Origin of the sequence: Mesorhizobium sp. AD1-1 (assembly GCF_020164655.1) — a bacterium.
In the GTDB taxonomy this organism is placed as follows: Bacteria; Pseudomonadota; Alphaproteobacteria; order Rhizobiales; family Rhizobiaceae; genus Mesorhizobium; species Mesorhizobium ciceri.
The window spans coordinates 44,568-66,084 of record NZ_JAIUGP010000011.1; the positions used below are offsets into that span (position 1 = coordinate 44,568).

Annotated in this window: 18 protein-coding genes, 1 tRNA gene and 1 pseudogene; 13 read left to right on the top strand and 7 right to left on the bottom strand. The window is 61.3% G+C overall.

The genetic code is table 11. The features are described 5' to 3' along the window. Positions 1-134 precede the first annotated feature (134 nt). Together LB519_RS20455 and LB519_RS20460 are read left to right on the top strand one after the other, a co-directional pair. The gene (locus tag LB519_RS20455; protein ID WP_224620998.1) at positions 135-2,186 is read left to right on the top strand and encodes a lytic transglycosylase domain-containing protein; all 2,052 of its coding nucleotides are present in this window, start codon (positions 135-137) and stop codon (positions 2,184-2,186) included. A 109-nt stretch (positions 2,187-2,295) separates the two neighbouring features. Beyond that, positions 2,296-3,195 (top strand): alpha/beta fold hydrolase, encoded by a 900-nt coding sequence (locus tag LB519_RS20460; protein WP_224620999.1) that lies wholly within the window; start codon positions 2,296-2,298, stop codon positions 3,193-3,195. A gap of 59 nt (positions 3,196-3,254) precedes the next feature. Here LB519_RS20460 and LB519_RS20465 read toward each other — a convergent pair whose 3' ends face one another. From LB519_RS20465 to LB519_RS20475, 3 genes are all read right to left on the bottom strand, one after another. Further along, positions 3,255-4,340: a tyrosine-type recombinase/integrase gene (locus LB519_RS20465; RefSeq protein ID WP_224621000.1), complete on the bottom strand. Its 1,086-nt coding sequence runs from the start codon at positions 4,338-4,340 to the stop codon at positions 3,255-3,257. 241 nt (positions 4,341-4,581) lie between these two features. Next, entirely contained in the window at positions 4,582-5,721 is a 1,140-nt protein-coding gene (locus LB519_RS20470) for a porin (RefSeq protein ID WP_086081345.1), read from the bottom strand. Positions 5,722-5,860: 139 nt separating this feature from the next. Further along, positions 5,861-5,951 (bottom strand) — tRNA-Ser (locus tag LB519_RS20475). Between the two features lie 451 nt (positions 5,952-6,402). Between LB519_RS20475 and LB519_RS20480 the strand changes: the two genes are divergently transcribed. Both LB519_RS20480 and LB519_RS20485 read left to right on the top strand, forming a co-directional pair. Next, a complete protein-coding gene (locus LB519_RS20480; RefSeq protein WP_127371729.1) occupies positions 6,403-7,551 on the top strand; it encodes a porin in 1,149 nt (382 codons plus the stop codon). A gap of 243 nt (positions 7,552-7,794) precedes the next feature. Next, positions 7,795-7,975, top strand: a pseudogene (locus tag LB519_RS20485) (IS5/IS1182 family transposase); the annotation flags it as partial. 67 nt (positions 7,976-8,042) lie between these two features. On the opposite strand, the gene LB519_RS20490 reads toward LB519_RS20485, so the two are convergent. Next, on the bottom strand, positions 8,043-9,716 hold the full coding sequence (locus LB519_RS20490) for a tetratricopeptide repeat-containing sulfotransferase family protein (protein ID WP_224621001.1): 1,674 nt from the start codon (positions 9,714-9,716) through the stop codon (positions 8,043-8,045). Between the two features lie 117 nt (positions 9,717-9,833). On the opposite strand from LB519_RS20490, the gene LB519_RS20495 reads away from it, so the two are divergent. Beyond that, positions 9,834-10,946: a pyridoxal phosphate-dependent aminotransferase gene (locus LB519_RS20495; RefSeq protein WP_224621003.1), complete on the top strand. Its 1,113-nt coding sequence runs from the start codon at positions 9,834-9,836 to the stop codon at positions 10,944-10,946. 35 nt (positions 10,947-10,981) lie between these two features. Here LB519_RS20495 and LB519_RS20500 read toward each other — a convergent pair whose 3' ends face one another. After that, positions 10,982-11,974, bottom strand: a complete 993-nt coding sequence (locus tag LB519_RS20500; RefSeq protein ID WP_224621004.1) for a helix-turn-helix domain-containing GNAT family N-acetyltransferase — start codon at positions 11,972-11,974, stop codon at positions 10,982-10,984. Positions 11,975-12,149: 175 nt separating this feature from the next. On the opposite strand from LB519_RS20500, the gene LB519_RS20505 reads away from it, so the two are divergent. The 8 genes from LB519_RS20505 to LB519_RS20540 all read left to right on the top strand — a co-directional run bounded on the left by LB519_RS20505 (position 12,150) and on the right by LB519_RS20540 (position 19,529). Further along, complete coding sequence (locus LB519_RS20505) at positions 12,150-12,434, top strand: acylphosphatase (protein ID WP_224621005.1); 285 nt, start codon at positions 12,150-12,152, stop codon at positions 12,432-12,434. A 71-nt stretch (positions 12,435-12,505) separates the two neighbouring features. Beyond that, a complete protein-coding gene (locus LB519_RS20510; RefSeq protein ID WP_013532606.1) occupies positions 12,506-13,156 on the top strand; it encodes a TetR/AcrR family transcriptional regulator in 651 nt (216 codons plus the stop codon). 64 nt (positions 13,157-13,220) lie between these two features. After that, a complete protein-coding gene (locus LB519_RS20515; RefSeq protein ID WP_013532607.1) occupies positions 13,221-14,384 on the top strand; it encodes an isovaleryl-CoA dehydrogenase in 1,164 nt (387 codons plus the stop codon). Between the two features lie 2 nt (positions 14,385-14,386). Next, the gene (locus tag LB519_RS20520) at positions 14,387-15,994 is read left to right on the top strand and encodes a carboxyl transferase domain-containing protein (RefSeq protein WP_064993367.1); all 1,608 of its coding nucleotides are present in this window, start codon (positions 14,387-14,389) and stop codon (positions 15,992-15,994) included. Between the two features lie 93 nt (positions 15,995-16,087). Further along, positions 16,088-16,558 carry a hypothetical protein gene (locus LB519_RS20525; RefSeq protein ID WP_318011939.1) on the top strand — a complete coding sequence of 157 codons (471 nt, stop codon included), beginning with the start codon at positions 16,088-16,090 and terminating at the stop codon, positions 16,556-16,558. Positions 16,559-16,597: 39 nt separating this feature from the next. Next, positions 16,598-16,969 carry a hypothetical protein gene (locus LB519_RS20530; RefSeq protein ID WP_224621006.1) on the top strand — a complete coding sequence of 124 codons (372 nt, stop codon included), beginning with the start codon at positions 16,598-16,600 and terminating at the stop codon, positions 16,967-16,969. Between the two features lie 39 nt (positions 16,970-17,008). Next, positions 17,009-17,383: a hypothetical protein gene (locus LB519_RS20535; protein ID WP_164753856.1), complete on the top strand. Its 375-nt coding sequence runs from the start codon at positions 17,009-17,011 to the stop codon at positions 17,381-17,383. Between the two features lie 163 nt (positions 17,384-17,546). Further along, positions 17,547-19,529, top strand: coding sequence for an acetyl/propionyl/methylcrotonyl-CoA carboxylase subunit alpha (locus LB519_RS20540; RefSeq protein WP_224621007.1), 1,983 nt, complete (start codon positions 17,547-17,549; stop codon positions 19,527-19,529). A gap of 91 nt (positions 19,530-19,620) precedes the next feature. Here LB519_RS20540 and LB519_RS20545 read toward each other — a convergent pair whose 3' ends face one another. Both LB519_RS20545 and LB519_RS20550 read right to left on the bottom strand, forming a co-directional pair. Next, entirely contained in the window at positions 19,621-20,742 is a 1,122-nt protein-coding gene (locus tag LB519_RS20545) for an ABC transporter substrate-binding protein (protein ID WP_013532613.1), read from the bottom strand. Positions 20,743-21,134: 392 nt separating this feature from the next. Beyond that, positions 21,135-21,401 carry an SEL1-like repeat protein gene (locus LB519_RS20550; protein WP_013532614.1) on the bottom strand — a complete coding sequence of 89 codons (267 nt, stop codon included), beginning with the start codon at positions 21,399-21,401 and terminating at the stop codon, positions 21,135-21,137. Positions 21,402-21,517 lie beyond the last annotated feature (116 nt).

The following is a 21,517-nucleotide window of genomic DNA, read 5'->3' on the forward strand; positions in this document are numbered from 1 at the left end:
GCCATGGTGCCAGCAAGCGCAATTCGAACGGCCTCGCTAACTCTTTGTTTACGGGCTCTTCACGACCTAAGTCTAGGCTTCGAGGCATCTTCGCCAGCTTGTGGAATGCCAGGACAAGGAAAGATTTAGGGATCATGCCGGGCGGTCGGCCTCACCTTCTCGCGCTGCTTGGCGCCGCGCTCGCGCTGATGCCGGGCATGGCGATCAGCGGCAGCGTGGACGCACGGGTCACCTCAGCCATTCCGGTTCCAGGCGCGGCAATTGCGCTGCCAGACCTGCAGGACAGAACGCGACAGGCGCCCTTGCCCGACGTCGCCCCTCTGAAAAGCGGACTGGATGCGTTGGCGCAGGGTGATAGTCCCCGCGCTCGTGGCGTGCGCGATGCCCTTCCGGCGCAGTCGCTCGACCAGCATATCCTTGCCTGGGCGATCGCGCTTTATGGCGGCGACAAGGTTCCGAGCGACGATATCACTGCTGCGGCCAAGATGCTGCCCAACTGGCCGGGGACCGTAGCCCTGCGCAAGAACAGCGAGCGCGCGCTCTATCGAGAGAACCCCACCCCCGACATCGTCATCAGGGCGTTCGATGGCAGCCAGCCGCAGACATTCGAAGGCGTGATGGTTCTCGCCCGCGCCTATGTGGCGTCCAGCAATACCAAGGCGGCGCGTTCCGTGCTGTCGCCCTTCTGGCGCACCGCGATCCTGGAGGCCAAGGACGAGGCGGCGCTGATCAAGGAATTCGGCAGCCTGATCCCGGCCGCAGACCACCGCTTTCGCATGGAGCGCATGTTCTATGCCGACCGCGCGAATTCCGCGCTGCGCGTCGCCGGCCTCGCCGGCGCCCAGCAGCTCGCCGATGCATGGGCGGCGGCCGACAAAGGCGACAAGAACGCGCCCAAGCTGCTGAAGGCCGTGCCGGCAATGCAACGTTCGGCCGGCTACTTCTTCGCGCAGGCCGAATATTTGCGCAAGCAGGAGGATTTTGCCGGCGCTGCAGCCGTTGTGATGCAGGCACCGACCGATCGCGAAGCTCTGGTCGATCCGGATGCCTGGTGGGTCGAGCGCCGGGTGCTGTCGCGTGAACTGGTCGACCAGGGCGACATGAAGGCCGCGTACAAGATTGTCGCTACACACGCTGCCGAAAGTGCCACCAATGCGGCCGACGCCGAATTCCATGCCGGCTGGTACGCGTTGCGCGGCCTGAGCGACCCCAAGCTTGCCGCAACGCATTTCGCTCGCATCGCCGACCTTGCCCAAGGGCCGATGACGCTGTCGCGCGCGTATTACTGGCTCGGCCGTGCCGCCGAAGTCGGCGGCCCGGGCAACGCCAAGGATTATTTTGCGCGCGCCGCTGCCTACGGCACGACATTCTACGGCCAGCTTGCCGCCGAACGTGTCGGCCGGCAGGCGCTCAACATCGTCTATCCCTCGCCAAGCGCCGCCGACCGGCAGAACTTTGCCGGCCGCGAGGCCGTCAGCGCCATCAAGCGGCTGCAGGAGGCGGGCTACGATCGCTATGCCGAGACGCTCTATCGCGACCTTGCCGGGCAGTTGACCAGTCCAGGCGAACTGGCGCTGCTCGCTGTCCTTGCCGAAAAGCAAGGGAACCATTTCATGGCGCTGAAAATCGGCAAGATCGCCGGGGCGCGCGGCATTGATGTCGGCGCATTGTCGCATCCGCTCGGCGTCATTCCCGATTCGGCCGACATTTCCGGCTCAGGCAAGGCGCTGGCCTATGCGATCGCCCGCCAGGAAAGCGAATTCAACATCGGCGCCGTGTCGAGCGCCGGCGCGCGCGGGCTGCTGCAGCTGATGCCGGGAACCGCAAGGCAATTGGCGAAGAAGGCCGGGCTGCAGTTTTCGCAAACACGGCTGACCACCGATGCCGGCTACAACGCGACGCTTGGTTCGGCCTTCCTCGGCGAACAGCTCGACCGCTTCAACGGCTCCTACGTGCTGACCTTCGCCGGCTACAATGCCGGCCCCAACCGGGCCAGGCAGTGGGTGGGCAGATATGGCGACCCGCGCGGCAAGGACATCGACGCGGTCGTCGACTGGATCGAGCGGATTCCCTACACGGAAACAAGAAGTTACGTTCAGCGAGTGATGGAGAATTACGAGGTCTACAAGATGCGTATTTCCGGCAAATACGACATTGTCGGGGATCTGGTGAACGGGCGGAGTTGAGCCTTTCTGTCCTTCTCCACTTGTGGGAGAAGGCAAGAGCGCCTTTTATTGACCATCCCTGCCCTCGCCTGTAGCTGTCCAGATTGATACAGCGAGGTCGCACATTCCGATGGCAAGCGAGCAACTTTTTTCCGACTTCTTCTACAGCGCACCGGACGGGTTAAAACTCCATGCGCGCGTCTATGGCGAGGCCAATTCCGGACCCTGGCCGGTTGTCTGCCTGCCTGGCCTGACCCGCAATGCCAGGGATTTTCACGAGCTGGCGCTCTATCTGTCGACGCATGCGGCAACTCCACGAAAGGTCATCGCCTTCGACTACCGCGGGCGCGGGCAGTCAGCTTATGATCCCGACGTCAAAAATTACAATGTCGGCGTGGAGGCCGGCGACATTCTCGCCGGGCTGGCGGCGCTGAACATCGGAGAAGCGGCCTTCATCGGCACCTCGCGCGGGGGATTGATCATCCATGTGCTCGGGACGATGCGGCCATCCGTCCTGAAAGCCATTGTTTTCAACGACATCGGACCGGTGATCGAGACGGCCGGACTTGCCCATATCCAGTCTTATCTCGAGCGCGACCCGGCACCGAAAACACGCACACAGACGACCGCCGCCCAGCGCAGTGTGCATGGCGAAGACTTCTCCGCCCTTGCCGGCGCCGATTGGGATCGGATGGTATGGGCTCTCTACCGCGAAACGGATGGTGGACTGGTGCCGGATTTCGATCCGAAGCTGGTGGATACCGTTGCCAGTCTCGATCTGACGCAGAAGCTGCCTGATCTATGGCCTCAATTCGAGGCGTTGGCCGCCATCCCGTTGCTCGCCATACGTGGTGCCAATTCGAGATTGCTGTCGATAGACACGCTCAAGCAGATGAAAGAGCGCCATTTCATGATGGAGACGATCACCGTCGAGGGCCAGGGCCATGCGCCGTTCCTCGAGACCGGCAGCCTACCGGGCGACATAGGCGCTTTTCTCGATCAGGCCGAGCGGAAGAATATCCTGAAGTAAACCCCATGACCAAACAAGGTCACGGGATAGCTATGATAGTATAGGCACGATTCTTCAGCCTACTTGGCTTTTGAACTTTTCCGAGTCGCTTTCGGCGACTCCTTAGCGGCGGCGGCTGCCTCGTCCCTCGTTTTCCGCTCTGCCGTCGGCGACGAAGGCGTCGTCACGGGCGAAGAAAACATGGAGCCTTCAGCGCAATTGCCGCCCGGCTGAGTCGATCGAGGCGTTTCCAGCACGATGACACAGCCATCGAGATCGTTGGTGGCCAGATGCGCGTAGCGCATCGTCATCGACAACGTTTGGTGGCCGAGCCACATCTGCACGCGTCTGATGTCGATGCCGCCTTGGACCAGACGCGAGGCGCAGGTATGGCGCAGTATATGCGGCACCACCTGATCGTCGGCACCGAGGCCGACTTCGGCCTTCGCGTCGTTCCAGATGGCACGGAACTGTGCCTGGCTGAGCTTGGTGAACGGTCCTTTGGGCCGGCGGCCCTCGGTGGGAGGCAGCTTGATGACCTCCTTGACCCGCTCGGTCATTGGAATGGTGCGGCTACGGCCGGATTTGGTGATCCAGAACGAGACGCGATGCTCCTGGATATCGTTCCAGATCAGCCCGAGCGCCTCGCCGAGACGGCATCCGGTGTCGACCAGGAAGACGGAAAGCCTGTAGGCATCCTCGCTGCGGCTCTTGATGGCGGCGAACAGGCGCGCCTCTTCGTCCCTTTCGAGGAACCGAATCCGACCCGCCCGCTCCTTCTGGCGGCGGAACTCGGGCAGGCTGTGGATATCTCCCATCTTGTGAGCCTTGCGCAGCAGTTTGCTGAGGGCAGCCATCTTTCGATTGATGGTTGCGTTGCTGTTGCCGCGCTGGCGCAAGGTGCCGATAAGGTTGTCGAGGGTACTTTGGTCAAAGGCGCTGAAACGCTCCCCAAGGAGAATCTCGTCTATTTCGCCGATGAAAGAGCTGACATTATACTTATGCCGCCCGTCATCCCATAATATGTCGCGATATACTGAAAAAAGATCTCCGACCCGGTGCGATTTTACCTCTCTTATTTTATTGAAGCTGTATTTTATTTTTTGAGAAGAAAACATCGCAAAGGGATCAGAGGAAACGCCCCCTTGAATTGCTTCGTTTGTCATTTATTCGCCACACCCCCGAGTGGATAGATCAGACCTATCCGCTTGGAAGCGTCCTTTCAAGAGATTTTAATCACGCAGTTGTGATCTCATCCGCGCATCAGCGGATCCCACGAAACCACTCCACGGATTCATTCAGCTACCGTTACCCCCATCCTTCCGTTTGCCTTGATCCAGTCACGAAACAAAAACAGCCCGGGCGTTTGCGCGCCCGGGCTGGATTTCACCTGTAAGGAACCAGCCCTTAGAAGGAGCGCTGGAAGCGGAGCATACCGCCGAGGCCGTCGAAGCTGTCGTGCCAATCGCTATCGCCAGCGTTGATGTAGTCAACTTCGCCGGTGATCGTGAAGCCGGGAACGACGTCGTAGGCAATGTTGGCCGCCAGGCCGAACTTCTTGCCGTCGTCATAAGAGGCCTGCACGTTGAACGAGGTCTTCTCGTTGAACTTGTAGCTGCCACCGCCCCAGACTGCCCAGCTGCCGTCCCAGAGCTTGAAGAAGTTGTGGCCAAAGTTCGGATCCAGGAAGTCGTCGTCACTTCCGTACCCAGCCATCAAGAACAGCGACAGTTCATTGGTAGCGTTCACATCCAAGCGAGCCTTGCCGGCCCATGCTTCGTAGTTGCTGTCATAAGCAGCAACCGCCGTGATGGCGCCCCAGCCCTGCGTGTACTTCACGCCGCCAACGACATGCGGAACATAGCTGTCGATCGTGTCAGCGCCAGCGCCTTCTTCGAGCGAGACCACGGCCGAGAAACCGTTGCCAGCGTCGAAGTAATACTGGACGACGTTGGTGTCGAACGAACCGTAGGGAACCAGCGTATCCTGGATGACGTTGCCGGCGTAGCCGATGAACGTATCGAAGGCCGATTCGTCCTTACCGACGCGGAGACCGCCGAGCTGGATCCAGGCGAAGTTCAGCGAAACAGGCTTGTTGCCAGCCTGCCAGCCGTTCGGATTGTAGCCGGCGGGGAAGGGAGCGACCTGATCTTCATAATCGCCGCCGCTGTTGCCGAAGTTGAAGCGGGTTTCGGTGTAGGTCTTCAACGTGCCGAGTTCGGTTTCCTGGCCGGTCCAGGTCTTCAGCGTGAAGCGGGCATTCTTGGAATAAGTGTCGTTGGTGTCAGCGTCCAGATGGTCGGGAACGTTGTTCACGCCGTCGAAGGAAGCCGCATCGCCCACGCCGATATCGTAGCGGATGTAGCCGCCGATGCGCAGGCAGGTCTCGGTGCCGGGGATGTAGAAGTAGCCAGCGCCATAGACGTCGCAAATCTTGACGTATTCAGCGGGTTCCGGCTCGGCGACGACGACGGCGTCGGCGGCGCGCGCACCGGAAACTGCGATCAGGGCCGCAGCGGAGCCGAGGAGAAGGCTCTTAATGTTCATTTTCTGACCTCCAGTCAGAATCGAATGAAACAGCGGCTTGCGGAGAGTCAGGCGACGCCACAGGAACAGCGCTTCCTTCGACTATCAATTTGTTATTGTTAGGAGATTTGTCCTGCGAAGCGCGCAGCGCGAAGCAGGATGGCGGAGAGGATGGGATTCGAACCCACGAGAAGCTTTTGACCTCTACTCCCTTAGCAGGGGAGCGCCTTCGACCACTCGGCCACCTCTCCGTTGCGCCGCTGGATAAAGAAAAGCGCCGGCACAATCAACAAGCCCGCACCATTATCTGAAAAAATAAGAAGGCGCCGAACCGCGATCTTCCATGCATGTGGCGGTTCTGCGGTTGTTTCCTGGCTAGCGACTCGGGAACTCGCCATGATTCCGTCGGTCCATCGCCGGATTCGGCGGCAAACAAGGGGTTGCGGCGGGCCTGATGGTTAACGAGAGCTTTCTGAGTGAGGCCAAATCGTGTCATTTGTGCAACAACGCCAGGGGATAGCAGCCAGGCAGCCCTTTCACCGGTACGATCGTGGTTGAACGCCGCCGCCTCATGAGTAATGTCGATTTCGAAGGAGCGGCGCGGTGCGCATCTTTTTCGGTAGTGGGGATGGGGCAGGGAACGCTGTCCTTCAGCAAAGAATACCCAGACCCGTTTTTTAACTTTTGACTGGAGGTCAGAAAATGAACATTAAGAGCCTTCTCCTCGGCTCCGCTGCGGCCCTGATCGCAGTTTCCGGTGCGCGCGCCGCCGACGCCGTCGTCGTCGCCGAGCCGGAACCCGCTGAATACGTCAAGATTTGCGACGTCTATGGCGCTGGCTACTTCTACATCCCCGGCACCGAGACCTGCCTGCGCATCGGCGGCTACATCCGCTACGATATCGGCGTGGGCGATCACGGCACCAACGATGGCGTCAACAACGTTCCGGACCGCATGAACGCCGGCGACGAGCACGACACCTACTACAAGCAGGCTCGCTTCACGCTGAAGACCTGGACCGGCCAGGAAACCGAACTCGGCACGTTGAAGACCTACACCGAAACCCGCTTCAACTTCGGCAACAACACCGGCGACTATACCGATGAGTTTGCCGGCGACTGGCAGGCTCACAACAAGGGTACCACGCTGAATTTCGCCTGGATCCAGCTCGGCGGTCTCCGCGTCGGTAAGGACGAATCGGCCTTCGATACGTTCATCGGCTATGCCGGCAACGTCATCCAGGATACGATTGTTCCCTACGGCGGCTTCGACACCAATGTCATCCAGTACTACTTCGACGCTGGCAACGGTTTCTCGGCCGTGGTCTCGCTCGAAGAAGGTTATGGCGACTACTCGATCGACAGCTATGTTCCGCATGTTGTCGGCGGCGTGAAGTGGACGCAGGGCTGGGGCGCCATCACCGGCGTTGTCTCGTATGACAGCAACTACGAAGAAGTTGCCGGCAAGGTTCGCCTGGACGTGAACGTCTCCAACGAACTGTCGCTGTGGGTCATGGGTGGCTACGGCTCCGACGACAACCTCGGCGATGATCCGCTGGTCGGAGCTGGCGGTCGCGGCATGTACAAGCAGTGGGGCGGCAACTGGGCAGTGTGGGGCGGTGGCACCTACAAGTTCAACGAGAAGACCTCGTTCAACGCTCAGGTCTCGTATGATGACTGGAAGAACCTCGGCATTGCGGCGAACGTCGCTTATGACGTCGTTCCGGGCTTCACGGTCACGGCCGAAGTCGACTACCAGAACGTCGGCAGTGACGATCTTAACAAGGGTTGGTTCGGCGCTGACAAGAAGAGCAACATCGGCGGCATTCTCCGCTTCCAGCGCTCCTTCTAATAGACGTCTAGACATCGCTTCGGCGAGATCGAAAACCCGGCGGGCAACCGCCGGGTTTTTTTAAGCTTTTATGCGACCACTACACGTGGTGCTGCAGTTCGCTGTCTTACCTTTGGTTCGGCCTCAACAGCGAAGCTCACGGACGCCTTGCCGCAAAGTTCGTAGCAAATTTCGGAATTGGATTGGTCGACCGCGAACTATCCACAAGCCATTGGTCTGGCAAGGCCTTCACCGCCGGCCAGAAGCATCAAGCGCCAGATGCGGCGGCGCTCGCGGTCGAGCCCGGCAACATCAAGAGCGAACACAGAATGGGCCGCAACTACCTCTCCGGCTAGCAGGCGATGCCCTCAACGCCATCCTGGCAGCCGCCGGCTATGACTTCTCCTCCCTGCTCATATGGCTGAAGAGATTTTTGTCGCTCTAGATCACCCTGCCTCACCTCCGACCCAGGTCGGTCGCCGCTTAGGTCCGGATTGTTCACAGTCGACGGATTATTTGTCCGCCAGGTCGCCCAATGCATCAATCAGCGGCTGAATTTCATTTTCATAATTTTTCCAGCGCTTGACCGACGATGTATAGATCGGTTGGCGGACCTGCCAGCGGCTGGGCGTGTTGACCGAACCATCCCTGTCGAAAAAACGCAGGCAGGCGTCATCCCAGGGCAGCCCAAGGTAATCTATGAGGCGGCGTGACTGCGCCTCCTGATCCTCGACCAGCGTTTCGTAGCGATTTTCGAATATAAGGCCTGGAAAAACCTCGTTCCAATGGCGCATCAGTCGGTCATACTCACGATAGTACAGACCCAGTATCCGCAAATCAGTATTGTAGCTGTGTCCTTTGTTGAAGGTCTGGACAAAGCAAGAGACGCAATTGTCGATGGCGTCACGGCGGCAATGAATGATGCGCGCGTTGGGAAAGAGAAGACCGATAAGGCCGATCATTTCAAAATTGTGCGGCATCTTGTCGACCACGCGAAGCGCGGCAGGCGCCCACTCCCTAAGGTAGGACAGATGCTCTTCCGCCAGCGTTCTGGACAGGTCTTGCGTGACCGACATGGCCGGCCGGCTCAAATCGCCGGCCGATGAGGTTTTAAGGCCGATTGCATTGGCGACCCGCCTCAATTTGTTAAGCTCGCCTGCCCCTTGAACATCGGGATGGCTGGCGCAGATCTGTTCCGTGAGCGTTGTGCCCGACCGCGGCATGCCGACCACGAACACAGGCACTTCGGAAGGATTTCCATAGCCGGCCCTGGCCGCCAGAAAGTCCGGCGTGAAGGTTTCAATCAGGGAGTCGATCCAGCGGCGATACAGATTGATATCGAAGATGTAGCCGGAGGCCCGTTTCGCCCTGTTGAAATGGTCGAATGCCTCACTGTAGCGCTTGAGGTCGTTCAGCACCTTGCCGGCAGCGTGATGGAGCTTGTAAGCACTGTCCGGATCAAGCTTGGGATTGCCGAGTTCACGCAGGATGGATTGGAGTTCCTCCGGCTCTTCGGTGAATTTTTTCGTCTGCACAAGGTCGTTGTAGGCAGTCGGCACGTCGATGCGACGTCCGATTGCTTCTTTCAGACAGGCGGCGGCCTCATCCATGCGCCCCAGGCCGCTGAGCGCACTGGCCAGCCCCGCCCGCACTTTGGGATGATCGCGGTTGATCTTGAGCGCCTTCTCGTAGAGCGGCAAAGCCATGCCGGGTTTGTCAAACTTGGTGTAGGCGTGCCCCAGGGCACAAAGCACCTCGATAAGGCCGGGCTGCAGTTCCAAAGCATACAGCATATGCCTGATGGCTGGCGAATATTCGCTGACCTTCGCATAGGCCTCGCCCAGGCTGAGGTGGTAGTAGGGGTTTTTAGGTTCCTCGCCGACCGCCCGCGCGAAATACCGCAAGGCCATCTCGTCATCGTAACGCTGGTATAGGGTCCCCAGGATATACAGAGCGAGCGGATGGTTTGGCGTGCGCGCCAGCACCCGAAGGCACAGATCCTGGGCCTCGTCGAGCCGCTGGGCCTGCTGAAGGGCATAGGCCTGGTTCAGCAGCGCTTCGTCGGCCTGCGCTCGCGATTGAGCGTTTCCTTGGCTCATTGTCGGCTTGAGTATCGGCCCCTTCGCTTTCGGCGCGGGTCCGGGCTTGATGTGCTTTGACCAAGCAGGCGGCAGACGGTTGTTCATCACGTCTCGCTAGCAAAAGCGGCCGAAAGAATCCAGCGTTACGGATCTGCCCAGCGGCAACTTGCACCGACCCATCCGGCGCGCTAGCAAGAAGGCCCTTTCAAGCGAGCTTCCACCATGCATCAGCGCCCTCCCCTCATGCCGCTCATCGCAGCGCTTCCCTCGACGGTGCCGTTTGTCGGCCCCGAAGCGCAGGAGCGCGAGCGTGGCCGCGCTTTTCGCGCCCGCATCGGCGCCAATGAGAGCAGCTTTGGTCCCTCGCCGCGCGTCATCGCCCGCATGGCCGAGATCGCCGGCGACATGTGGATGTATTGCGATCCCGACAATCACGATCTGAAGGTGGCGGTAGCCGCGCATCACGGCGTAAAAGCAGAGAACGTCGTTGTCGGCGAAGGCATAGATGGCCTGCTCGCTCTGGTGGCACGCATGTATGTGGCGCCCGGCGATGCTGTGGTCACATCGCTCGGCGCTTATCCGACCTTCAACTTCCACATCGCCGGTGTCGGCGGACGACTGGTGACGGTCCCTTACGAGGACGACCGGGAAAGCCTGGATGGCCTGCTGGCGGCGGTGCGCAGGGACAAGGCCCCGCTGGTCTATCTCTCCAACCCCGACAATCCGATGGGCAGTTGGTGGGAGGCGAGCGAGATCATCCGCTTCATCGAGGCGCTGCCGGAAACCACCATGCTGGTGCTCGACGAGGCCTATGGCGAACTCGGGCCGGCCTCGGCGCTGCCGCCGATCGATATCTCCAGGCCAAACGTCATCCGCATGCGAACCTTCTCGAAGGCGTACGGGCTGGCGGGCATACGCTGCGGCTATGCGATCGCCGAGGCCCAGGTGATCCGCGACTTCGAGAAGATCCGCAACCATTACGGCGTCAGCCGCATGGCGCAGATCGCCGGCGTCGAGGCGCTCGCCGATCAGCACTATCTGCAAAGCGTGGTGGCGCGGGTCGCGGCCGGCCGCCGACGCATCGCCGGCATTGCCGAGGCGAACGGGCTGAAGCCACTGGCGTCGGCGACCAATTTCGTCACCATCGATTGCTGCGGCGATGGCGCCTTCGCGCTGAAAGTTCTGCAAGCCCTGCTGTCACGCGACGTCTTCATCCGCAAGCCGATGGTGCCACGGCTCGACCGCTGCATCCGCGTCAGCGTCGGCCTCGATCACGAGCTCGACATTTTTGCCGAGGAACTTCCCGGTGCTTTGGCGGCGGCGCGGGGCAATTAGGATACCGCTGGCGCGCAACCGGCAGCAAAAGCCGCCTACAAATCCATTTCCCAGGTCTGGCCGGTCAGATCCTTGCCGAAGCTGCGGTGGTGCTCCTGCGAGACTAGCCTGAAGCCGGCACGTTCGTAGATCGCGCGCGCCGCAACGAGGATGTCGTTGGTCCACAGAACCAGCTTGGTGTAGCCGCAAGCCCGGGCCTGGTTCACGCATTCCGCCACCAGTCGTTTGCCGATGCCGAAGCCGCGCGCCGACGCCTCGACATGCAGCATTCTCAGCTTGGCCACCTTATCATCGTGATGAACCAGGAACACCGCGCCGACCGGCTGACCACCGCGCTCGGCGATCCAGCAGAAATCGCGGCCGGGCACGAAATTGCGAATGAAATCGGCGCCGATCTCGGCGAGCATGGCCTCGAACTCGATCGTCCAGCCATATTCCTCGGCATAAAGTTGGGCCTGGCGCTGCACGACCCAGCCGACATCGCCGACGCGGTGCGGCCGCAACGTCACCTCACCGCTTTCACGGGTGGGATCACCCAGCAATTCCCCCGCCTTGCGCAAGGCGCTGCGCAGTTCATGCAACCTGTCGTCGGGTACGCTTTCGATCAGCCGCGCCGTATCCCGATCGGCCGCCGCCTGCAGCCTGGCAAGCGCTGCCTCGCCCCTTGCGGTCAGCGAGAGGACCCTTCGGCGCCGGTCAGCCGGGTCCGTTCTGGCCTCGGTCAGCCCCTGGCCCGCGAACTTGCGCAGGATCCGCGTCAGATAGGCGGCATCGACACGCAACTGTCTCGATATTTCGGAGGCCGCCGGGCCATTCTCCAGCCGAAAAGCACCAACCAGGAAACCTCGCTCGCCGGCGATTTCGGCGGAAGCCGGGTTGCTGCGGTGACCCAGTTCGAACAGCACGCGCGCCTCGGTCAAAGTGAATGCACTTTGTGTCAGCGTCTCGTCGAGAAGGCCGACAGTGCGCGTGTAGAAGCGATTGAAGCGCCGGACATCGGCCACCAATGCGTTGCGTTCGTCCAACATTTGCGGCCAGCTCCTAATAAAGCAGTTCCATTATCCTAAATTAGTGGACTGAGTCAATTAAATTCAAGGCCAGAAGGCCAGCTAAAGCCGGAAGGCCCAGCTATTGCGTCCGCGCGCAGGTTGCATTCCTCAGGTCGTGCGCCAGATTCAAAACGAGACAGGCTTGGAGAGATTCATGGCTGGTCATCGCAGGAAAGTGCACGCACGCGTCTACGGTAACGTGCAAGGCGTCGGCTTCAGAGCCTGGGCCCGGGATGAGGCCACGGGCCTTAGTCTTGCGGGCTGGGTTTGCAATGAAGCGGACGGGTCCGTAACGGCCGAGATCGCAGGCCTCGATGAGGCGGTCTCGACAATGATCGAGCGCCTGTGGAAAGGGCCGGCCGGGGCTTTGGTTTCCAAGGTCGACGTCGAGGAGTTGGAGACAGAAAACGCCTCTGTTGGGTTCAGGATCGTGGCATGAAGGCGGATCTGGATTGAGCGCCTTGAATTAATTAAACGTTCGTTTTATTATTGCTCCGCAGAGGAGCTGACATGGCACGCACCGCCGGGTCTGATGGCGAAAAGACCGAAGCGACCATTCGTGAGGCGGCGGTCAATCTGATCGCGCGTTTTGGCTACGAGGCGATGTCGATGCGACAGCTCGCCGCCGAGGTCGGCGTACAGGCGGCCGCACTCTACCGCTACTTTCCGACCAAGGAAGAGCTTCTGTTCACGCTGATGCGCGAGCACATGGAAGGTTTGACCGAAGCGTGGGAAACAGCTCGCCCGGTTAATGCGGATCCCGTGCAGCGGCTTTCGGCCTATGTCGAAAACCACATCACTTTCCACATCGAGCGACGGCACGCCACGCATGTGTCGAACATGGAATTGCGCAGCCTGTCGCCGGAAAGGCTGACGCAGATCCTGCGCATGCGCACGGCCTACGAGAAGGAGCTGCGCACCATCCTGCGCGACGGCGCCGAGACGGGCACCTTCAGCATCGACGACACCGGGCTGACCGCCATGGCGCTGATCCAGATGATGACCGGCGTCATCGTCTGGTTTCGGCCGGGCGAACGGCTGTCGATCGCTGAAGTGACCACAACATATCTTTCAATGACAATGCGGCTCGTCGGCGCGAAGATCGACGCCTACGGCGCCGCGCGTCCCTTCGGACGCGCAAAGGACGCTGCAGCATTTTGATTCGCGCATGATCCCTTTCCGAAATCAAAGTCGATTTTCGAGGTCATGCGCAGGGAGGAGAAAAATGTACACCAACACGCTCAGCTTCGGGCATGACGAAGAGATCGAGGCACTGCGCGACATGGTGCGGCGCTTTGCCCAGGACCGGATCGCGCCGATCGCCGCCGACATCGATCGCTCGAATGAATTCCCGGCGCATCTGTGGGGCGAATTCGGTGCGCTCGGCCTGCTCGGCATCACCGCCGACCCCGATTTCGGCGGCAGCGGCATGGGCTATCTCGCCCATGTGATCGCCGTCGAGGAGATTTCGCGCGCTTCGGCCTCGGTCGGCCTCTCCTACGGTGCCCATTCCAACCTCTGCGTCAACCAGATCAACCGCTGGGCGACGCAGGCGCAGAAGGAAAAATACCTGCCGCCGCTGTGCTCGGGCGAGCGAGTCGGCGCGCTGGCGATGTCGGAATCCGGCGCCGGCTCGGACGTCGTCTCGCTGAAGCTGCGCGCCGAAAAGCGCAATGACCGCTACGTGCTCAACGGCACCAAGATGTGGATCACCAACGGGCCGGACGCCGAGACGCTGGTGGTCTATGCCAAGACGGATCCGGACCAGAAATCGCGCGGCATCACCGCCTTCATCGTCGAGAAGGCTTTTGCCGGATTTTCCGTGGCGCAAAAGCTCGACAAGCTCGGCATGCGCGGCTCCAACACCGGCGAGCTGGTGTTTAGGGATGTCGAGGTGCCCTTCGACAACGTGCTGCATGAGGAAGGGCGCGGCGTCGAAGTGCTGATGTCTGGCCTAGACTATGAGCGCACGGTGCTTGCCGGCGGCCCGATCGGCCTGATGGCGGCGTGCCTCGACGTGGCAATCCCCTATGTGCATGAGCGCAAGCAGTTCGGACAGGCGATCGGCGAGTTCCAACTGGTGCAGGGCAAGCTGGCCGACATGTACACGACGCTGAATGCCGCGCGCGCCTATGTCTATGCCGTCGCCGCCGCCTGCGATCGTGGCCAGACGACGCGCAAGGATGCCGCCGGCTGCGTGCTGTTTGCCGCCGAGAAGGCGACGCTGATGGCGCTCGACGCCATCCAGCTGCTTGGCGGCAACGGCTACATCAACGACTATCCAACCGGCCGCCTGTTGCGCGATGCCAAGCTCTACGAGATCGGCGCCGGCACCAGCGAAATCCGCCGCTGGCTGATCGGCCGCGAGATCATGGCGGAGGGGGTGTAGGTATGGCCACGTTGCAAACCCAGATCTCCCCCTCCTCCGAAACCTTCCGTGCCAACGCCGAGCGCATGCGGGCGCTGGTCGCCGACATTGCGGAAAAGGCCGCCACCGTCGAGCTCGGCGGTTCGGAGGAAGCGCGTGAGCGCCATGTCTCGCGCGGCAAGCTTCTGCCGCGCGAGCGCCTTGCGCAATTGCTGGATGTCGGCTCACCCTTCCTCGAGATCGGCCAGTTCGCGGCATGGTCGATGTATGGCGAGGAGATCTCTTCGGCCGGCATGATCGCCGGCATCGGCCGCGTCGAAGGCACCGAGGTGATGGTCGTCGTCAACGACGCCACCGTGAAGGGCGGCACCTATTATCCGCTGACCGTGAAGAAGCATTTGCGGGCGCAGGAGATCGCACTGCAGAACAATCTTCCCTGCATCTACCTCGTCGACAGCGGCGGCGCCAATCTGCCCAACCAGGACGAGGTGTTTCCCGACCGCGAGCATTTCGGCCGCATCTTCTACAACCAGGCCAACATGTCGGCATCAGGCATTCCGCAGATCGCCTGCGTCATGGGTTCGTGCACGGCGGGCGGCGCCTATGTGCCGGCAATGTCCGACGAGACGATCATGGTGCGCAATCAGGCAACCATCTTCCTCGGCGGCCCGCCGCTGGTGAAGGCGGCGACGGGCGAGGATGTCAGTGCCGAGGATCTCGGCGGTGCGGATGTGCACACCAGGCTTTCCGGTGTTGCCGACCACTATGCGCTGGACGACGACCATGCCCTCGCCATCTGCCGGCGCATCGTCAAGAACCTGAATCGGAACAAGACTGTAAGCCTGAACTCTAGGAGAGCGATTCCGCCGCTTCATCCGGCGGATGAACTTTATGGCATCGTGCCGACCGACCTGCGCCAGCCCTATGACGCGCGCGAGGTCATCGCGCGCGTCGTCGACGGTTCCGAATTCGACGAGTTCAAGCAGAATTACGGCACCACGCTGATCACCGGCTTTGCCCATCTCCATGGCGTGCCGGTCGGCATCATCGCCAACAACGGCGTGCTGTTTTCCGAAAGCGCGCTGAAGGGCGCGCACTTCATCGAACTGTGCTGCCAGCGCAAAATTCCATTGGTCTTCCTGCAGAACATCACCGGCTTCATGGTCGGTCGAAAATATGAAGCAGGCGGCATCGCCAAGGATGGCGCCAAGCTGGTGATGGCGGTTGCCACCGCCAGGGTGCCGAAGGTGACTGTCATCATCGGCGGTTCGTTCGGCGCCGGCAATTACGGCATGTGCGGCCGCGCCTATTCACCGCGCTTCCTGTGGATGTGGCCGAACGCCCGCATCTCGGTGATGGGCGGCGAACAGGCGGCAACGGTGCTTGCCATGGTCAAACGCGAAGGCATCGAGCGCAAGGGCGGAGAATGGAGCGCCGAGGAAGAGGCGAAATTCAAGAAGCCTATCCTGATGAAATACGAGCATGAGGGCCATCCGCTCTATTCGTCCGCACGCCTCTGGGACGACGGTATCATCGATCCTGCAAAGACGCGCGACGTGCTGGCGCTCAGCCTGTCGGCCGCGCTCAACGCCGAAATCGAGGACACGCGCTTTGGCGTGTTTCGGATGTGAGAATGGACGGTCAACTTCGACAGCCAAACGGCGGAACTATACCGGCAGGCCGTTGCTGCCGTGTGAAAAGGCTGAACTGTATGGACCAAGCGATTGGTCAGTATAGGCGGCTTCGAATCTCAAACAGTGAACTGGCGGGGGGACAAAATATTCGCTACTGTTTATCCAGCATGGGGCAATGGGGACGGGCTGGAAATGAAACTGAAATATTGCCAGGGAACGGCTGCTTCGATACTTTCCGCATTTCTAATATTAACGGCGACCGGCATCAGCTCGGCGGAATCGCTCGCAGGACGCAAGGGAGACGTGCGTTTTCCGCCGACCTTGGGTTCGGGCGAATGCAACGTTGCCTACAAGGGTTACGTCGCGGCGAGCGGCCATTCGGCCTACGCCACAACCTTTTATTCGCGCGTTGTCGACCTCTACATCATCTGCGGGACGAAGCTCAACGCGCCGTCCCAGAAGGCGGCGGAAGAGACGGCGCTGCGCAATTGCCAGGCCGGGTTGACACGGTGGAAGCTCAAGACCGCGAGTGGCGGCTGCGCAATCTCGTCATCGAAATAAGCAACCGGCCGAGACTTTTTTGCGAATGGGGGAAGCAGAATGAAATCCGGGACCTTCAAACGAGCAGCCACCCCCATAGTGGCAGGCTTGCTGATGGTGGCGGCCTCCACCGCTGCCATGGCCGGATCGCTGGCAGGCAGCAAGGGCGACGTGCGCTACCCGGTGACCATTCCTATAGGAACCACCGGGGGCTGCGGGAAGGCCTATGCAGCGTATCTCGCAGCCGCAGGCCATTCGGCTTTCGCGGCGACGCCAATCGTTCCGGCGACCGAGTACTTCGTTTGCGGCGTGAAGCTGAATGCATCGTCACAAAAGGCGGCGGCGGAACTGGCACTGAAATCCTGTCAGGCCAGCAAAAGCAAATACAAGGTTACCGTCGCCGGCGCCTGCAGCATCGCCGCGTCCAAATAGACCGGAAAGCGCCCGGTTTTTCTCCTTGGGGAAGACAAAATGAAATCCACGAATTCCAAGCGAACAGCCATGGCGATATTTGCCGGATTGCTGACGATCGCGGCGTGCGGCGCGGGCATGGCCGGCTCACTGGCGGGAAGCGAGGGAGACAAGCGTTTCCCGCCGTACCTGCCGCGAAATCCCAAGGATCCCTGCACCAAGGCCTACAAGGCCTATGTCGCGGCCGGTGGCCATTCAGCGTACGCAACCACTCCCTACGCACGGATAATGTCGTCGTACATAGTTTGCGGCGGCCACCTCAACGCACCATCTCAAAAGACGGCCGAAGAGTTGGCGATGAAATCCTGTCAGTCCACCCGCGGCCACTACAAAGTCACGACCGGCGGCAGTTGCGAGATCGCGGCCTCGAAGTAGGTACAGCCGACCGCAAGGTAGAGCACTTCCCTGGTAAGGGAGAGGTTTACTCCGAGGGCTTAAAAGGCTCGCGAGACAGCACCCCCCTCTGTCCTGCCGGTCAGAGGGGGGTGTTCAAGCGCCATGCTTCCCATGGACTTCGAACCTTACATGCGGAGGCTCCATGTTCGCCAAGATCCTGATCGCCAACCGCGGCGAGATCGCTTGCCGTGTCATCCGTACGGCTCGGAAGCTGGGCGTGCGTACCGTCGCCATCTATTCGGATGCCGACGCAAAATCCCTGCATGTCGAGATGGCCGACGAGGCGGTGCATATCGGCGCCTCGCCCGTCGGCGAAAGCTATCTGCGCGGCGACAAGATCATCGCGGCGGCCCTGGCAACGGGTGCGCAAGCCATTCATCCCGGCTACGGCTTCCTGTCGGAAAATCCCGATTTCGTCGACCAGGTGACAGCGGCGGGGCTTATTTTCATCGGCCCATCCGCGGCCTCTATCCGTGCCATGGGGCTGAAGGACGCCGCCAAGCGGCTGATGGAAAAGGCCGGCGTGCCGGTCGTGCCGGGCTATCATGGCGAGGCGCAGGAGATCGTGCTGCTTGCCTCCAAGGCGCGCGAGATCGGCTATCCAGTGCTGATCAAGGCGCGCGCCGGCGGCGGCGGCAAGGGCATGCGCCGGGTCGAGCATCCCGATGAGTTTTCCGAGGCGTTGTCCAGCGCACGGCGCGAGGCGAAAGCCGCGTTCGGCGACGACCGTGTGCTGGTCGAAAAATATGTCGACAAGCCGCGCCATGTCGAAGTGCAGGTCTTCGGCGACAATTTGGGCAATGTCGTGCATCTCTACGAGCGCGATTGCTCGGCGCAGCGCCGCCACCAGAAGGTGATCGAGGAATCGCCGGCGCCCGGCATGACGCCCGCTTTGCGCAAGGCGATGACGGAGGCGGCAGTGAAGGCCGCCAAGGCGATCAATTATTCAGGCGCCGGCACCATCGAGTTCATCGTCGATGCCTCGCAGGGCCTGAAGGCCGACCGCTTCTGGTTCATGGAGATGAACACCCGTCTGCAGGTCGAGCACCCGGTCACCGAAATGGTCACCGGCACCGACCTGGTCGAGTGGCAGTTGCGGGTCGCGTCAGGCGAAAAGCTGCCCAAGACGCAAAGCGAGATCGCGCTCGTCGGCCATGCCTTCGAGGCGCGCATCTATGCCGAGGACGCGGCAAAAGGGTTCCTGCCGGCGACCGGTACGCTGCATCATCTGAAATTTCCGGATGCGGCCCCGCAAGGCGCCACGATTCGCATCGAGACTGGCGTGCGAGCGGGTGACGCCATCTCGCCCTATTACGACCCGATGATTGCCAAGCTGGTCGTCCACGCAACGGACAGGCAGGCGGCTCTGGAGGCGCTTGGCGCGGCGCTATCCCGGACCGAGATCGCCGGCTCGACCGTCAACACCGCCTTTCTTGCCGCTCTCGCCGCCGATCCGGATTTCGCCGCAGGCGACGTCGACACCAGCCTGATCGCCAGGCACCAGACGGCGCTGACCGAGGTCGCGCCGCCGACCGGCGAAACCATCGCTGCCGCGGCCGTTGCGGCCTCCGGCGCCGGAGCATCGCCGTCACCCAACGATCCGTGGTCGTCGCTTGCCGGTTATGCGCATTTCCACAGCGTGGCGCGACGCACACGATTGAAGTTTGGCGAAGACGAAATCGTGGCGAAAGTTTCGGTGCGGCATGACGGGCGGTTCCAGGTGACGCTGGACAAGCCCTATGACGACACCAATTCGCGTGATTTTCGCTCAACACCACGCCTCGCCCGCTGGCCAGGCCACATCACCGTGTTCGAAGGCGCCGTCGGCTACACCTTTACGGTGCCGGACCCGCTCGCACGAGCCGACGAGGCAGCGGCGGGTTCAGGCAGCCTGCGCGCGCCGATGCCGGGACTGGTCAAGCTGGTGCGCGTGGGAAAGGGCGATGCCGTGATCAAGGGTCAGCCGCTGCTGATCCTGGAGGCGATGAAGATGGAACACACCATCGCCGCGCCGCATGACGGCGTGATCGCCGAGATCGCCACCGAGGGCGTGCAGGTGACCGACGGGACGGTGCTGGTACGGTTCGTCGAGGAACAAGCCGCTTCGGCCGCTGTAACCAGCTGACGGTTCGAAAGGCAGACTACAGGGCAAACAAGAAAATGGCCGGGGACGACCCCGGCCATTTCCCTATGCTATTCAGTCGCCGGGCCGGCGATTACTGCGCGATCGGCGCATATTTTCCGTCATGCCACTGGTTGATGTCGTAGCTGGCATTCTTGAGATCGCCCTTCTCGTCGAAGGTGACATTACCGACAACGGTGCTGATCGGCGTGCCGTTCTTCAGCGCCTCGGCAACCTTGGCCGGATCGTCGCTGCCGGCACGCTTGATGCCTTCGGCGAATGCCTGGATGGTGGCGTATGAGAACAGCGTGAAGCCCTCCGGCACGAAACCGCCGGCCTTGATCTTCTCGACGGCTGCCTTGGCTTCCGGCTTTGCCTGCGGATCCGACGGGAAGACGAACATGGTGCCCTCGCCGGCCGGGCCAGCGACCTGCCAGAATTCCGGCGAGGCGATGGAGTCCGGCATGATCAGCTGGAACTTCAGGTTCTGTTCCGCCGACTGACGCAGGATCAGGCCAGCTTCAGGATGGTAGCCGCCGAAATAGACGACGTCGGCTTTCAAGTCCTTGAGCTTGGTAACGAGAGCCGAATAGTCCTTCTCGCCAGCGTTGATGCCGTCATAGTAGACCTCCTTGAGGCCGCCGGCATTCATCGTTGCCCTGACGGCGTCAGCCACGCCCTGTCCGTAGGCGCTCTTGTCGTGCAGGACGACGACATTCTTGCCGGCGAACTTCTTGGCGATCCATGGGCCGATGAAGGCGCCCTGCGCATCGTCACGCGTATAAAGGCGCATGATCGTCGGCCAGCCGGCCTTGGCGGCCGCGTCGGTCAGCACCGGGTTGGAAGAAGCCGGGCTCATCATCAGCGCGCCGGCTTCGGCATAGACGGCCGAGGCCGGAATGCTCGAACCCGAGCAGGCATGGCCGTCGATGAACTTGACGCCATCGGCGACGACGCGGTTGGCAACCGACACCGCCTGCTTGGGATCGCACTGGTCGTCTTCGATATCAAGCTTGATCATCGACCCGTTGACGCCGCCAGCGGCGTTGATCGCATCGGCAGCGGCCTGTGCGCCCTGCTTGAACTGATCGCCGATGGTGGCGAGCTGTCCGGTCATCGGGCCGATCACCGCAAAGGTGATATCGTCGGCGAATGCGACCGGCGTGCTCATCATCAGGCCGAATATGGCCGCGTTCAAAATACTCAATTTTTTCATGATGGTAGAACTCCTCCACTCACGCGCGGCCGCCCCGGCCACGCTTCTTCCAGAGAGGCGGGACAATTTCATCCTTCATTCGGCCTGTCTAGGCGCATTGGCGCCGCTCGATTGGGCCTGCAAGACGTCATCCACGCAAAAAGCCACGCCAGCCTTGTTCCGGCTGGTCGTGGCTTTTTTGCCCGTCGAGCAATCTCCAGGCGCCCCGCCCCTAAAAATCCCGCTCAGCTTCCCTGTGTCGCGCACGACTGGGCCTTGCGGCCTGCCGCGTTCTTTCTCTTGCCCTCGTGACCGTCTTGCGCGGCCTTCAATTTCGCCGGGTCCGGCCGTCTGTGCGGCCTTGATCCCGGAGCTTCCCTGTCTTCGATAGGCCTGTCTGCGATTGGCAGATTTCAGTGCATGGTCATCCATTCGCGGGCTTCGCGAAGCGCCGTGGCGATCTCGACCTTCGACATGGCCGCCGACAGTTCCGAGCGCAGTTCCGCGGCGCGGGCCGAGCCCTTGATGGCGGCGATGTTGAACCATTTGTGGGCGGCAACGACATCGGTCTCGCAATCGCGGCCGGTCGCATACATCATGCCCAGTTCGAAAAGGATGTCGGCCTGGGCAGTTGCCCCCATGGCGCCGAAACCTGCTTCAAGCATTTCAAAACGTGCCATTTCAATCCCCTGTTTCCGGCCCCTGTCAGGCTCCCGAGAGCTGCCTTCTTTCGTCCTTGGCGGCTGCTCTTCCGATGCTTTCGAGAATGCCGTGCAGGCTTGAATCCGTCGTTAAA